Below are 14,310 nucleotides of genomic sequence, written 5' to 3' on the forward strand. Positions count from 1 at the left end.
TCAGATTACTTGATTTTTGCTTCTTTGAAAATCACGTGCTTACGAGCTTTAGGATCGTATTTTTTGATTTCCATTTTTTCAGGCATGTTACGCTTGTTTTTGTCGGTAGTGTAGAAAAAACCAGTACCGGCAGTTGAAACTAGACGAATCTTATCGCGCATGACTCAGGCTCCTTAAACTTTTTCGCCGCGAGCACGGATATCAGTCAGTACCGCGTCGATGCCTTTTTTGTCGATGATACGCATACCTTTAGTAGTAGTGCGTAGTGATACAAAGCGTTTTTCGCTTTCAACCCAAAAACGGTGAGTTTGTAGGTTAGGTAGGAAACGACGCTTAGTCGCGTTGCGCGCGTGTGAGCGGTGGTTACCTACCACTGGGCGCTTACCTGTAACTTGACAGACTTTAGACATGTCTATTTATCTCCAATAACTTCGCTCGAGCTTAATTTTCCCTTACGGCCTTTTTGTATACTGCCCCGGGATAAATCGAAGGGCGCTCTTTATACAGCATAGACAGGCAAAGATCAAGAAACCTGATCTCAGAATCAGCTCATATGTAAATTTGATAGCGGCTAATTATAAAGATCAACGCAGCAAAGGGAAAGCAAAAACTGCATTTAAATTGCACAAATAGCTACAGTAGGCCCCGCTCGGCAAAAGAGACCGCGTGACAACCGCCTATCACTAAATGATCGAGCACACGAATATCCACCAAACCAAGAGCTTGTATTAGCTTGCGGGTAATGACTTCATCGGCCTGGCTCGGCTCGGCGATACCGCTGGGATGATTATGCGCAAAAATAACGGCAGCGGCATTATGCTTAAGTGCTGCTTTGACCACTTCTCTGGGGTACACCGACGCTGCATCTATGGTGCCTTGAAACAACGTTTCTGTGCTTATTAAACGGTGTTGGGCATCAACAAACAACACTAAAAAGACTTCCCGTTGCAGCCCTTTTAATTCTAACTTGAGATAATCTTGCACCGCTTGTGGTGAGTCAAAGCTGAGCGCTCGTTCCAAACTTGTTTGTAAATATCGCCGCGCCAACTCAATTGCCGCCTGCAATTGCGTATACTTAGCGGTGCCCATACCTTTAAAACGGCAGAAATGGTCATGTTCAGCAGCCAACAAAGTATGCAGCCCTTGGCTTTGGCTGAGTATTTGTTGGGCTAGGTCAATAGCATTGCAACCGGCAATGCCCGTTCTAAAAAAGATAGCGAGTAATTCGGCATCACTCAGTACCCCGGCACCCTGAGTAAGTAATTTCTCCCTAGGCCGTTGCTGGGCTGGTAAGTCAGTGAGTCGCATGGGCATTCCTTGGCTTTTGCGCTTATGAACCTTTCTCAACTATAGTGCAATAGCGGCACATCTGGTATCTTCTAAGCTGTCACACAAGCGATATTGTCTATTGTTATGCAAAATAAAAAGGTGGTCCTTGGGATCAGTGGCGGCATCGCCGCATACAAATGTGCAGAGCTAACCCGACGGCTGAAAGAGCGTGGTTGTGAGGTCAAAGTGGTTATGACTGACAGCGCTAAGCATTTTATCACCCCACTCACGATGCAAGCAGTATCAGGAGAAATTGTTTCTGATTCACTGCTCGATCCTCAGGCCGAAGCAGCGATGGGCCATATTGAGTTTGCCAAATGGGCCGACTTGATTCTCGTTGCCCCAGCTACTGCCAATATCATTGCCAAAATGGCGACTGGTATTGCCGATGACCTACTCACTACTTTATTGCTAGCCACCCCAGCTAAAGTTGCTATCGCTCCCGCCATGAACCAGCAAATGTATGCTCATGCGGCAACGCAAGCGAACTTAGCCACCTTAGCACAGCGAGACATTGCCATTTGGGGCCCAGGTGCGGGCGAGCAAGCCTGTGGTGACGTAGGAGCCGGGCGTATGCTAGAGCCCAACGAGCTTGTTGAGTTAGTGTGCACTCCTACAGTACAGCCATTATTAGCGGGGAAAACCCTCACCATCACCGCCGGCCCCACCCGTGAAGCACTCGACCCTGTGCGTTACATTTCTAACCACAGCTCAGGCAAAATGGGCTATGCCTTAGCCGCTGCAGGGGTGGCAATGGGAGCAACAGTGAATCTGATTTCCGGCCCGGTTAATTTACCAACGCCTGTCGGAGTCACGCGCATTGATGTACAAAGCGCACAACAAATGCACCAACAAGCACTCGCTTTGGCACCAAGCTCCGATATTTTTATTGGCTGCGCTGCCGTGGCCGATTATCGTGCTGCTGATATCGCCGAGCAGAAAATGAAAAAGCAAGGCGATGAACTCACCCTCACACTAGTGAAAAACCCGGATATTATTGCTGATGTTGCTGCGCTGCCTGAGAATAGGCCGTTTACTGTTGGTTTTGCTGCGGAAACACAAGATGTCGCCGCCTATGCACAGGGTAAATTAAAGAATAAAAAGCTAGATATGATTTGCGCTAATGATGTTTCGGTACAAGGGCAAGGGTTTAACAGCGATAATAATGCCCTGACCTTATTTAGTCATGACAGCACACAAAGCATTGCGCTTATGAAAAAAGATAAGTTAGCACTTACTGTCATCGAAGCAATTGCTACAAAGTTAGTGTAAAGGTCGCAAAAGACTGGAAAGGGACCTCACAAAGCATTAATATGGCGTTCATAATAAAGGTCAGTGACCACCAAAGTTGTTAAAAAGGAACGCCATGGCTGCCTCACGTCGCACTAACCGTAAAGAGCAGATTTTACAATCACTCGCGCAAATGCTGGAAACTAGTCCCGGCCAGCGTATCACTACCGCCAAATTGGCCGCCGAAGTAGGCGTTTCAGAAGCAGCTCTCTATCGCCACTTTCCTAGCAAAGCGCGTATGTTCGAGGGATTAATTGAGTTTATTGAAGACACCTTGCTGTCTCGCATTAACTTAATCTTAGAGAACGAGAAAGAAACGCAAAGCCGTGTCTACAACATTTTGATGCTACTGCTAGCGTTTGCAGAAAAGAATCCTGGGATTACTCGAATTCTCACCGGTGATGCACTGCAAGGCGAAAACGAACGATTACGTGAACGCATTCAGAGTCTATTTGAAAAGCTAGAAACCCAGTTCAAACAGGTTCTACGTGAACGTAAATTGCGTGAGGGTAAGGCCTTTGCAAGTGACGAGGGAACCTTAGCAAACCTTTTCCTAGCATTTGTTGAAGGGAAAATGAACCAGTTTGTACGCTCTAATTTCACGATTAAACCCAGTGGCCAATTTGATAAGCAGTGGCAAGAGCTACAGAAAATTTGGTTGTAGATCAGGCTTTAGCCTGACAATGTAAACCGGCCTCACACCTGCGCAAGGCTAAAAGCCTTGCCTACAACAAGCTACACACCCGTTGTAGGTCAGGCTTTAGCCTGACAATCGAAATTGACCTCACATCCGCGCAAGGCTACAAGCCTTGCCTACAACAACCAACTACACACCCGTTGTGGGTCAGGCTTGAGCCTGACAATGGAAACCGGCCTCACACCTGCGCAAGGTGAAAGCTTTGCCTACAAAATCAAACTACACATCCGTTGTAGGTCAGGCTTTAGCCTGATAATGGACATCAATCTAACAGCTGCGCAAGGCTAAAGCCTTGCCTACAACAAACTACACACCCGTTGTGGGTCAGGCTTTAGCCTGACAATCAAAATCAACCTAACACCTGAGCAAGGCTAAAAGCCTTGCCTACAAAATCAAACTGCACACCCGTTGTAGGTCGGGCTTTAGCCTGACAACCGACATCAGTCTAACACCTGTGCAAGGCTAAAAGCCTTGCCTACAACAACCAACTACACATCCGTTGTAGGTCGGGCTTTAGCCTGACAATAGAAATCGACCTAATACCTGAGCAAGGCTAAAAGCCTTGCCTACAAAATCAAACTGCACACCCGTTGTGGGTCAGGCTTTAGCCTGACAATGTAAACCGGGCTCACACCCGCGCAAGGCTAAGAGCCTAGCCTACAAAATCAAACTACACACCCGTTGTGGGTCAGGCTTTAGCCTGAAAACCGACATCAATCTAACACCTGTGCAAGGCTAAAAGCCTTGCCTACAACAAACTACACATCCGTTGTAGATCAGGCTTTGGCCTGACAATCGACATCAATCTAACAGCTGCGCAAGGCTAAAGGCCTTGCCTACAACATCAAACTGCACACCCGTTGTAGGTCGGGCTTTAGCCTGACAATCAAAATCAATCTAACTCCTGCGCAAGGCTACAAGCCTTGCCTACAAAAACTAAACTACACACTGGTTGTAGGTCGGGCTTTAGCCTGATAATCGAAATCAACCTCACACCTGCACAAGGCTAAAGCCTTGCCTACAACAAACTACACACCCGTTGTGGGTCAGGCTTTAGCCTGACAATAGAAATCGACCTAATACCTGAGCAAGGCTAAAACCTTGCCTACAAAAACTAAACCACACACTGGTTGTGGGTCAGGCTTTAGCCTGATAATCAAAATCAACCTCACACCCGCGCAAGGCTAAAGCCTTGCCTACAACAAACTACACACCCGTTGTGGGTCGGGCTTTAGCCTGACAATCGAAATCAACCTAACAGCTGTGCAAGGCTAAAAGCCTTGTCTACATCATTAATGGCTTGGTAAAGACCAACGTTGCATTTCAATTAAGCGCGACTGGGTACGCGCAAACTCAAAAGCTAAACGTTCTCCTTGATAAAGCGACTCCAGCTCCACCTCTGCAGTGATAACTAGCAACTTATGGTTATCATAAAATTCATCAACCAAAGCAATAAAGCGCCGCGCTTCGTCGTCATACTGAGCCTGGCGCTGTGGGACCTGATCGCGGATGTAACCATCTTCTGTGCCTTGGGCTACATGTGCGCTGTGCATCGCGACTCCCATAGCTGGGACTTTGTCCACATAAAGCACCTGCAGTTGTTGGGCCAGCTCCATATAATCTGCACTGGCGCGGCCATCACCGCACAAGGCAAAGAAATCAATCATGGCCGCATCGCTGGTATAAGCCATAAAATGCATGCTTCGTCGGTTTATCTCTCGTATGCAAGGCTCAATAGAACAGCGTTGTTTCTGCTTAAACAGCCCATTCAACACGTCTGGACCATAGGCGAGATAGTAACGAAAGCCAGCAAACCCTTGCAGCCGATAATCTTGCTCACCGCTGACATCACAGACATGGCAATGCGCTTCAAGTAAGGCGATGGTAGGTTCAAAGCGCGCTCGCTGTAACCCATTGCGATACAACTGTTGCGGATGGCAATTACTGGTTGCTACCAAGACCATACCTTGGGCAAACAAAGCCTCGAATAGCCTAGCCATAATCATGGCGTCACCGATATCGCTTACGAAAAACTCATCAAAACACAGCACATCGGTACTTCTGGCATACTCCTTTGCCAACTGACGCATAGGATTCTTCACCCCCTGCAACTGCCCCAAACGTTGATGTACAAAAGCCATAAAGTGATGAAAGTGTAAACGTTGCTTTTTATCACTATTAAGATGCTGGAAGAATAAGTCCATCAGCATTGATTTGCCCCGCCCTACCGGGCCATATAAATATACCCCGGTCGTGACTTTAGGGCGACGCCAAAAGCACTGAGACAATGAACGCTGCTCAAGTTCCTGCGCTAAACGCGCAAGCTCCTCGACCGCCCGTTGTTGCGCATCATCAACGGCAAGTATTTGCGCATCAATTTGCTGTTGGTACTGTGAGAGGATTTTATTCACGGTGGCTGTTTTCGCTGAGACGCATAAGCTATACTCGCGCCATTGTAGCGAAATTAAAGCCCCGACCCAATGAAGTTTCCTTGCCGTTTAGATAAGTTCATTAGCCACGTTACCCAGTTACCACGTACCAAAACCAAGGCCGTGATCAAAGCCAAGCGGGTATGTGTAGGTGGTGAGATGACCACACAGCAAAACACCGCTATTGATGAAAACACCGTGGTTACTCTAGACGGTGAACAGTTACATTATTTGGGCAAGCGCTACTTTATGCTTAATAAGCCCGAAGGCTATGTATGTGCTAATAGTGACGATTTACATGCTACGGTGCTCGATTTAATGGATGAGCCCAACTTGCAGGAATTGCATGTTGCTGGGCGTTTGGATATCGATACCACTGGCCTTGTGCTGCTGAGTAATGATGGTCAGTGGACACATCAAATAACTAGCCCAAAAAAGCAAAAATACAAAACTTATGTGGTGGAGTTAGGGCAACCTATTAGCGAACACGCGGCGCATGAACTTGAACAAGGGGTGCAGCTACATGGCGAACGTGAACTCACTCGCCCAGCCAAAGTTGAGGTATTAGCCCCCTATCAAATTCGGTTGCATATTGTTGAGGGTAAATACCATCAGGTGAAGCGCATGCTAGCCGCCGTTGGCAACGAAGTGGTCGCACTGCACCGAGAGGCCATAGCCGGTGTTACTCTTGATGACGCGCTTGCCCCAGGGGAGTACCGAGCATTAAGCGAAGATGAAGTAAACCTTTGTTGAGCGTACCTACCAAACATACACTCAAAAAAAATTCAACAGAAAAAAGTCTGTTTTTGCGGCTTTTGCCTTAAAAAGCCGCTGAAAAAGTGATAAGTGTAACAAACCGCTTATCGACTTGGAGCTTGCTGTGTTCGCAACGTTCTCTTTACGTAGCAAAATTATTGCTTTTGCTGTCACCCTATTTATTGCCCTTATTGCCGTCGCTTTGCTAGGTTTGCAAGCCTTGCGTCATGCCAGTGAAAACGACAATATTGCCCGTATTAATCAACTGATGAAAAGCACCGTCAATGTGGTTGAGGAGCTCGAAACCTTAGCGGCTCAGGGTGAGCTTAGTGACGCGCAAGCACAAGCTTACGCCAGCACCATATTACAAAATAATACTTACCATGATTCTGAGTATGTGTATGTAGTCAGCAGCGATCTCAACTTTGTTGCCGCACCGCATGATCCGCAATTGCACGGTACCAGCTTTAATGACTTCAAAGATGCCCAAGGCAACAGCATTGGTGCCATGGTGGAGCGCTTAGTTGGTAGCAAAACGGGTAAGATCATCACCTACCACTGGACTTCTGAGCGCGATGGTGAAGTCGTTGATTTAACTTCAGTTGTACAAAAAACGCCTCGTTGGGGTTGGTATATTGGTACCGGCATCAGCTACAAAGAAGTCGATCAGCGTTACTGGAGCACCGCCAGCTGGTTACTCGGTTTATCGCTTATCATCGCGGTATTACTCACCCTCGCCTTGGCTAAGTTTGGTTTAGCACTGACCAATGCCTTAGGCGCTGAATTAAGCTCAGTAAAAGATATCGTAACGCAAGTATCACGTGGGCGTTTGAACAATACTATCGCCCACCAAGAGCACAACAAAGATAGCATTATTGGTAGCATGGCCTACATGCAACAAGGATTGCAGGGAGTGGTAACAGGCATAAAAGAAGTCGCAGACACCTTACAGCAGCAAAGCGTGGACTCAGACAAACGCTCGGTTGAGCTGGAGCGCTTAACGCAATCGTTACAGCAAGACACTGCCATTGTGGCCTCAGCGATTACCCAGCTTACAGCCTCAGCGCAAAGTGTGGTCGACCTTGCCGAGCAATCAGCTTATGCCGTTGGCGAAGCAGAGCAGCAAGGCCAAGCCGCTAACGCGTTGACAGAGGAGGCTGTTGACACCATTTCCCTTTTAGAGCAACAAATTGACAGCGCAGGTAATAATATTCAGCTACTCGATGACGAAGTCAATAATATCGCCAACGTGCTCGGGGTTATTCAAGGTATTGCCGAACAAACAAACCTACTGGCGCTAAATGCGGCCATTGAAGCTGCTCGCGCGGGCGAGCAAGGCCGAGGTTTTGCAGTGGTCGCGGATGAAGTTAGGCAACTCGCGCAGCGCACCCAAAGTAGCACCGAAGAAATCCACAGTATGATTACTAATCTACAAAGTGCCACCAGCGAGGCTAAACAGTCGGTACAAATGAGCATTGAGACCAGTGAACAAACCGTGAGTAAATCGCAACGAGTGCGCACCGAGTTAGTGCATATCGCCCAGTCGTTGAGTACCCTAGCCGGTATGAGCCAAGAAATAGCCAGTGCCGCGAGAGAACAGCTCGGGGCAGGTGAAGATACTGCAAATCGCGTGGTGGTGATCTCTGATACCGCCACGAACACAGCGCAGGTATCAAAACAGGCGCATGTGGCCAGCGAAAGCATGCGTGCACTCACTGAGCAACTAGAGCAACAAACGCAAAAATTTGAAACCTAAAACCTTGCACCTTGAAGGGCTGATGTTCTCGGCACTTAAGTGCTACAGTGAAGGCATAAGCAGCGAATAAAAGCGATATGATCAGCAATGGATGAGGTGCAAATACGCCATCATGGCGCGGTAAACGGTGTTACTGGCTCTTGCCATGAACTTCAGGTGAGTAAGGCACAGTCGGTGCTTGTAGATTGTGGGTTGTTTCAGGGTGCCGATGCCAAGCCAAGTTTGGCCATCGACTTTGACATAAGTGCCGTGACTGCGGTTATCATCACGCACTGTCATATTGATCATGTCGGCCGCCTCCCTTATTTACTTGCAGCGGGATTCACTGGCCCTATTTATGCTTCACAGGCGACATCGGCATTACTGCCTATGGTCATTGAAGATGCGCTCAAACTTGGCGTCACTCAAGAGCAAGAATTAGTGGCCACCTGTATTCGTTTGCTTAAACGCCAATTGGTAAGCGTTGATTTTAAGCACTGGTATGATTTACCCAACACCGATTGTCGCTTTCGACTGCAACGCGCGGGCCATATTCTTGGTTCAGCCTATGTGGAAATTGATTTGCCGCATAACGAGACCCGCCATCGCGTGGTGTTCTCGGGCGATCTTGGAGCCCCTTACACTCCGTTACTACCAGCGCCGAAAGCGCCCTACAAGGCCGACACTTTGGTTATTGAGTCCACCTATGGCGATAGCCTCCATCATGGCCGTAAACAACGTACACAGCAACTTAAAGCCGTGATTGAACGCGCGGTGTCAGATAACGGCATGGTGCTTATTCCAGCCTTTAGCATTGGCCGCACACAGGAATTACTATACGAGCTTGAACAGATTATACACAGCGCTAAAAAGCACTCTTTCTGGCAAGATATCGAAGTGATTATTGACTCTCCCATGGCAGCAAATTTCACCCGAGAGTATCGGCGCTTTAAGTCATTATGGGATAAAGAAGCCAAAGCAAAAGTTGCTAAAGGTCGCCACCCTCTCGATTTCGATAACATAGTGACAATAGATACTCACCAACAGCATGTGCAGCTACTACAATATCTTAAGCAAAGACAAAAGCCCGCAATTGTCATTGCTGCTAGCGGCATGTGCAGTGGCGGGCGTATAGTTAACTACCTCGTTGAGTTTTTACCAGAGCCCACGACCGATGTCATTTTTGTTGGCTACCAAGGTGCAGGCACGCCAGGGCGAGCTATTCAAAAATATGGCCCGCGAGGAGGCTATGTTGAACTAAATGACCAACGCATTGATATCAATGCGCATATCCACACCATCAGTGGTTACAGTGCTCACGCCGATCAGGCTGGGCTGATACGCTTTGTTACCGGCATGCGTAAAAAACCTCAACATATTAAAATTGTTCATGGCGATAATGAGGCCAAACAAGCGTTGGCAGAACAGCTCAGAAGTAAGCTTGCGCAGCAAACCAAGGTAGAAATAGCCACCTAATACCTGCGCAAGGCTGAAGCCTTGCCTACAACAACCTAATCACACTGGTTGTAGGTCAGGCTTTAGCCTGACTGTCTAGCTACACCTAATGCCTGTGCAAGGCTAAAAGCCTTGCCTACAAAAATCAAACTATACACCGGTTGTAGGTCAAGCTTTAGCCTGACTGTCTAGCTACACCTAATGCCTGCGCAAGGCTGAAGCCTTGCCTACAAAAACCACACATCTGTTGTAGGTTAGGCTTTAGCCTGACTATCTAGCTACACCTAATACCTGTGCAAGGCTGAAGCCTTGCCTATAACAACTAAACTATACATTCGTTGTAGGTCGGGCTTTAGCCTGACTGTCTAGCTACACCTAATGCCTGCGCAAGGCTGAAGCCTTGCCTACAACAACCAAATCACACACCGGTTGTGGGTCAGGCTTGAGCCTGACTATCTAAATAAACCTGACAATCAAGGTCGATAAAAAAAGGAGCTAAACGCTCCTTCTTTATTAATCTTGATACCCATCCGGGTTTTTGCTTTGCCAACGCCACGTATCTTGCATCATCTGCTCAATACCTCGCTGTGCATGCCAGCCAAGCTCATCAGCGGCTTTTTGAGCGCTGGCGTAACAGGCAGCAATATCACCATCGCGCCGTGGTGCAATTTCGTATGGCACGGCTTTATCGGCGGCTTGCTCAAAGGCTTTCACCATTTCCAAAACCGAGTAGCCATTACCTGTGCCCAAGTTATAGATGTGCACACCGCTATGCAGGCGCAGCCAATCCAACGCTTTTAGGTGACCAATAGCAAGATCAACAACATGGATATAATCACGCACTCCGGTGCCATCTTTGGTGTTGTAGTCATCACCAAAAACTGCCAATTGCTTGAGCTTACCTACCGCCACTTGAGAAATATAAGGCAATAAATTGTTTGGGATACCATTGGGGTCTTCGCCTATTTGCCCACTATGGTGCGCACCCACCGGATTAAAATAACGTAAAATAGCGAACCGCCAACGCTCATCCGATTGCGCCACATCCTGCATGATTTGTTCAACCATTAACTTTGACGTGCCGTATGGGTTGGTCGTCCCCCCCACGGGTGCCGATTCCTTAATGGGCAAAGTCTCAGGGTCACCATAAACGGTCGCCGATGAGCTGAACACTAAAGAAAACACACCGGCATCGCGCATGGCCGCAATTAACGTCAATGAACCTTGTACGTTATTTTGGTAATACAGCGTAGGCTTAGCAACAGATTCACCCACGGCTTTCAAGCCCGCGAAGTGCACAACGCTATCAATATCATGGTTCTTAAATACGCTATCAAGTGCGCCTTTATCACACACATCACCTTTCACAAAGGTGACAGGCTTGTCGGCGAGCGCTTCGACGCGACGTAGCGACTCTCTGGAGGCGTTACTCAGGTTATCAAAAACCACCACCTCACTTCCTTGATTTAGCAGTTCCAACACGGTGTGAGAACCAATGTAGCCGGCACCACCTGTCACTAAAATTGCCATTTTAACTCCTTCGCTTTAAATACTCTTGAGGTGTTCCGAGAAGTCCGCACCTAACTCAGGGTGTTGCTGGGCATAGCGTACAAACGCCTTCAAATATCCCAACTTGTCGCCGCAGTCATGAGAAATGCCACTCATGCGAAATGCCTCGACCGCCTCTTGAGCTATCAGCATATCAATGGCATCGGTCAATTGTATTTCACCACCGGCACCAATAGGTGTCTTTCTTAGCAGTGGCCAAATATTGTGAGACAGTACATAGCGACCTACAACCGCGAGATTAGACGGTGCGTCTTCGACTTTAGGCTTTTCTACCATAGACTTGATGACTGCACTCTGACCAGGTTCAATTTGCTCGCCATTAATATCAGCAATACCGTACTTACTAACGTCTTGTTGCGCTACAGCCTCAAGCATAATTTGACTGGTTTGCGTATCCTTAAAACGGGCAATCATTGCCGCTAAGTTTTCACTGGTTTGGTCGGCACTGTACTCGTCTAAGATGACATCCGGAAGAATAACCGCAAAAGGCGCATCACCCACCACTGGCTCAGCACACATAATGGCATGCCCTAAGCCTTTGGCCTCGCCCTGGCGTACGTGCATAACAGTTACATCTTCGGGGCAAATTGAGCGCACTTCATCCAAGAGTTGGCGCTTAACACGCTTTTCGAGTGTCGCTTCTAACTCAAAGCTGGTGTCAAAATGGTTTTCAATGGCGTTTTTTGACGAATGCGTAACCAAGACTATTTCTTTAATTCCTGCACGCACACATTCATTGACGATATATTGAATAAGCGGCTTGTCTACCAACGGCAACATTTCTTTTGGAATGGCTTTCGTTGCCGGTAACATACGGGTGCCCAAACCTGCTACGGGGATGACGGCTTTCATATGAATCCTTCTTTATACTTTGTAGTAATCTTTAAACCACGCCACCAACTCTGCGACGCCCTCAGCTACAGAAACTTTTGGTTTATAACCTGTGGCAGTAAACAAATCGGCTGTATCTGCATAAGTTCGATATACATCACCAGGTTGCATACCTCGGAAGTTTTTCTTTGCTTCCAAGCCAAGCTCTGACTCAATCGCTTTAACAAAGTCCATTAAGTTTATCGGTTGCCCATGGCCAATGTTATATACCGCGTAAGGAGCTGAACTAGAAGCCGGAGAGCCACTTTCAACGGTCCAACTATCATTACTGTGAGGGATAACATCGGCAATACGTACGACTCCCTCTACGATATCATCTATGTGAGTAAAATCACGCCACATATCGCCATGGTTATTAATATCTATGGTATCTCCGGCAAGTATTTTCTTAGTGAAAATGTGAGGAGCCATATCTGGGCGCCCCCAAGAGCCATACACTGTAAAGAAACGCAGACCTGTCGTTGGTATTTGATATAAATGAGAATAGCTATGCGCCATTAATTCATTCGATTTCTTGGTCGCTGCGTATAAGGATACAGGGTGATCAACAGAGTCCGAAGTACTAAACGGTACTTTTTGATTCAAGCCATATACCGAGCTCGAGGAAGCATAGATAAGGTGTCCTACTTTAGTCTCTCTACACCCTTCTAAAATATTTAAATGGCCCACTAAGTTAGAGTCAGCATAAGCATGGGGATTTTCAATAGAGTAGCGCACACCCGCTTGGGCGGCTAAGTGAATCACTCGATCAAAACGGTGCTGTTGAAACAGCGCGAGTGTTGTATCCCGCTCACTTATATCCAGCTCTATAAACTCAAAAGCAGCATGGTTAATACGTTCTAAGCGGGCTTTTTTCAAGGAAACATCATAATAATCGTTAAGGTTGTCGATACCGACGACATTGTGTCCTTGAGCTGTAAGGCTCTCTACCACTGCACTACCTATAAAACCAGCAGCGCCAGTCACTAAATACTTCATTACTCTTTCCTCTTAATCAGAACCAAACAGGTCCCGAGTGTAAATTTTTTCCTCTACGTCCCTGATTTCGTCAACTACTCTATTGGCAACAATAACGTCACTTTGAGCCTTAAATGCTGCTAGACTTTCATAGACCTTTGAACCGAAAAACTCTTGCTCAGTTAATACCGGTTCATAAACAATCACCTCGACTCCTTTAGCTTTTAAACGCTTCATGATTCCTTGGATAGATGACGCCCTAAAGTTGTCAGACCCCGACTTCATTATTAATCGATAAATGCCTATAACACTAGGCTTACGGCTTAGTATTGCATCAGCTATAAAGTCTTTTCTGGTCGTGTTAGCGTCAACAATCGCACGAATGAGGTTGTTTGGCACATCTTTATAGTTGGCCAATAATTGCTTAGTATCTTTAGGTAAACAGTAACCACCATAGCCAAAAGAAGGGTTATTATAGTGATCCCCAATTCTTGGGTCCAAGCCCACTCCTTCTATTATTTGTCGGCTATCCAAGCCGTGCGCTTCTGCGTATGAATCTAGCTCATTGAAATAAGCGACTCGCATAGCTAAATAAGTATTTGAGAATAACTTAACCGCTTCGGCTTCTGTTGCATCAGTAAATAAAGTTGGAATATCTTTCTTTTCGGCACCTTGCGCCAGTAAGTCAGCAAACTCTTTGGCTCTTTGGCTGCGTTCACCAACAATAATTCTCGAAGGGTGCAAATTATCGTAAAGGGCCTTACCCTCACGAAGAAACTCTGGCGAAAACATTAAATTAGGACAGTTAAACTGCTCAATAATTCTACCAGTATAACCAACAGGTACAGTTGACTTAATCACCATCACAGCACTTGGATTTATCAATTGAACTTCGCGGATAACAGTCTCAACTGTTTCTGTATTAAAGTAATTTGTCTGCGGATCATAGTCTGTAGGCGTTGCGATAATGACATACTGCGCATCAGCAAAAGCTTGGTTTTTATCGCTCGTTGCGGTCAGCTTAAGTTCACGCTGCTGCAGAAACTCGCTGACATGCTCATCCTCAATAGGTGATTTTCTTTCATTAAGCATCGCGACTTTATGCTCATCCACATCAAAAGCAATAACGTCGTTGTGCTGAGCGAGTAAAACGGCATTTGAGATACCTACGTACCCTGCCCCTACTACTGTAATTTTCATTT

The 14,310-nt window shown here is 46.9% G+C and carries 13 protein-coding genes; 5 read left to right on the forward strand and 8 right to left on the reverse strand.

Annotated elements, in window-relative coordinates; all coding sequences use genetic code 11:
- Window positions 1–5: 5 nt before the first annotated feature.
- The 3 genes from rpmG to radC all read right to left on the reverse strand — a co-directional run bounded on the left by rpmG (window position 6) and on the right by radC (window position 1,308).
- Window positions 6–161, reverse strand: a complete 156-nt coding sequence (gene rpmG, locus MHM94_RS08990; protein ID WP_022946036.1) for a 50S ribosomal protein L33 — start codon at window positions 159–161, stop codon at window positions 6–8.
- 12 nt (window positions 162–173) lie between these two features.
- Window positions 174–410 carry a 50S ribosomal protein L28 gene (gene rpmB, locus MHM94_RS08995; protein ID WP_022946035.1) on the reverse strand — a complete coding sequence of 79 codons (237 nt, stop codon included), beginning with the start codon at window positions 408–410 and terminating at the stop codon, window positions 174–176.
- A gap of 223 nt (window positions 411–633) precedes the next feature.
- On the reverse strand, window positions 634–1,308 hold the full coding sequence (gene radC, locus MHM94_RS09000) for a DNA repair protein RadC (protein ID WP_235419239.1): 675 nt from the start codon (window positions 1,306–1,308) through the stop codon (window positions 634–636).
- A 105-nt stretch (window positions 1,309–1,413) separates the two neighbouring features.
- Here radC and coaBC point away from each other — a divergent pair, with 105 nt between their 5' ends.
- Together coaBC and slmA are read left to right on the forward strand one after the other, a co-directional pair.
- On the forward strand, window positions 1,414–2,601 hold the full coding sequence (coaBC, locus tag MHM94_RS09005; protein ID WP_235419238.1) for a bifunctional phosphopantothenoylcysteine decarboxylase/phosphopantothenate--cysteine ligase CoaBC: 1,188 nt from the start codon (window positions 1,414–1,416) through the stop codon (window positions 2,599–2,601).
- Window positions 2,602–2,695: 94 nt separating this feature from the next.
- Window positions 2,696–3,283 (forward strand): nucleoid occlusion factor SlmA, encoded by a 588-nt coding sequence (gene slmA / locus MHM94_RS09010; protein ID WP_022946032.1) that lies wholly within the window; start codon window positions 2,696–2,698, stop codon window positions 3,281–3,283.
- A 1,325-nt stretch (window positions 3,284–4,608) separates the two neighbouring features.
- Here the strand turns inward: slmA and zapE are convergent.
- Window positions 4,609–5,727 (reverse strand): cell division protein ZapE, encoded by a 1,119-nt coding sequence (gene zapE, locus MHM94_RS09015; RefSeq protein ID WP_235419237.1) that lies wholly within the window; start codon window positions 5,725–5,727, stop codon window positions 4,609–4,611.
- Window positions 5,728–5,796: 69 nt separating this feature from the next.
- Between zapE and rsuA the strand changes: the two genes are divergently transcribed.
- The 3 genes from rsuA (at window position 5,797) to MHM94_RS09030 (ending at window position 9,712) form a co-directional block, all read left to right on the forward strand.
- The gene (gene rsuA, locus MHM94_RS09020) at window positions 5,797–6,498 is read left to right on the forward strand and encodes a 16S rRNA pseudouridine(516) synthase RsuA (protein WP_138508553.1); all 702 of its coding nucleotides are present in this window, start codon (window positions 5,797–5,799) and stop codon (window positions 6,496–6,498) included.
- Between the two features lie 127 nt (window positions 6,499–6,625).
- Window positions 6,626–8,257, forward strand: a complete 1,632-nt coding sequence (locus MHM94_RS09025) for a methyl-accepting chemotaxis protein (RefSeq protein WP_235419236.1) — start codon at window positions 6,626–6,628, stop codon at window positions 8,255–8,257.
- Between the two features lie 96 nt (window positions 8,258–8,353).
- The gene (locus tag MHM94_RS09030; protein ID WP_235419432.1) at window positions 8,354–9,712 is read left to right on the forward strand and encodes an MBL fold metallo-hydrolase; all 1,359 of its coding nucleotides are present in this window, start codon (window positions 8,354–8,356) and stop codon (window positions 9,710–9,712) included.
- Between the two features lie 492 nt (window positions 9,713–10,204).
- Here MHM94_RS09030 and galE read toward each other — a convergent pair whose 3' ends face one another.
- Genes galE through MHM94_RS09050 form a run of 4 tightly spaced genes read right to left on the reverse strand, consistent with a single transcriptional unit; the run spans window position 10,205 to window position 14,308 of the window.
- Window positions 10,205–11,221 (reverse strand): UDP-glucose 4-epimerase GalE, encoded by a 1,017-nt coding sequence (galE, locus tag MHM94_RS09035; RefSeq protein WP_235419235.1) that lies wholly within the window; start codon window positions 11,219–11,221, stop codon window positions 10,205–10,207.
- Window positions 11,222–11,236: 15 nt separating this feature from the next.
- Entirely contained in the window at window positions 11,237–12,112 is an 876-nt protein-coding gene (galU, locus tag MHM94_RS09040; RefSeq protein WP_235419234.1) for a UTP--glucose-1-phosphate uridylyltransferase GalU, read from the reverse strand.
- Window positions 12,113–12,124: 12 nt separating this feature from the next.
- A complete protein-coding gene (locus tag MHM94_RS09045) occupies window positions 12,125–13,129 on the reverse strand; it encodes an NAD-dependent epimerase (RefSeq protein WP_235419233.1) in 1,005 nt (334 codons plus the stop codon).
- A gap of 12 nt (window positions 13,130–13,141) precedes the next feature.
- Window positions 13,142–14,308: a nucleotide sugar dehydrogenase gene (locus MHM94_RS09050; RefSeq protein WP_235419232.1), complete on the reverse strand. Its 1,167-nt coding sequence runs from the start codon at window positions 14,306–14,308 to the stop codon at window positions 13,142–13,144.
- Between the last annotated feature and the right edge of the window lie 2 nt (window positions 14,309–14,310).

Origin of the sequence: Pseudoalteromonas sp. CNAT2-18.1, from assembly GCF_022347865.1 — a bacterium.
Lineage (GTDB): Bacteria > Pseudomonadota > Gammaproteobacteria > Enterobacterales > Alteromonadaceae > Pseudoalteromonas > Pseudoalteromonas ruthenica.

Coding starts and splice junctions, on each gene's coding strand:
- rpmG (WP_022946036.1), bottom strand. CDS start 161: ATGCGCGATAAGATTCGTCTAGTTTCAACTGCCGGTACTGGTTTTTTC.
- rpmB (WP_022946035.1), bottom strand. CDS start 410: ATGTCTAAAGTCTGTCAAGTTACAGGTAAGCGCCCAGTGGTAGGTAAC.
- radC (WP_235419239.1), bottom strand. CDS start 1,308: ATGCGACTCACTGACTTACCAGCCCAGCAACGGCCTAGGGAGAAATTA.
- coaBC (WP_235419238.1), top strand. CDS start 1,414: ATGCAAAATAAAAAGGTGGTCCTTGGGATCAGTGGCGGCATCGCCGCA.
- slmA (WP_022946032.1), top strand. CDS start 2,696: ATGGCTGCCTCACGTCGCACTAACCGTAAAGAGCAGATTTTACAATCA.
- rsuA (WP_138508553.1), top strand. CDS start 5,797: ATGAAGTTTCCTTGCCGTTTAGATAAGTTCATTAGCCACGTTACCCAG.
- galE (WP_235419235.1), bottom strand. CDS start 11,221: ATGGCAATTTTAGTGACAGGTGGTGCCGGCTACATTGGTTCTCACACC.
- galU (WP_235419234.1), bottom strand. CDS start 12,112: ATGAAAGCCGTCATCCCCGTAGCAGGTTTGGGCACCCGTATGTTACCG.
- MHM94_RS09045 (WP_235419233.1), bottom strand. CDS start 13,129: ATGAAGTATTTAGTGACTGGCGCTGCTGGTTTTATAGGTAGTGCAGTG.
- MHM94_RS09050 (WP_235419232.1), bottom strand. CDS start 14,308: ATGAAAATTACAGTAGTAGGGGCAGGGTACGTAGGTATCTCAAATGCC.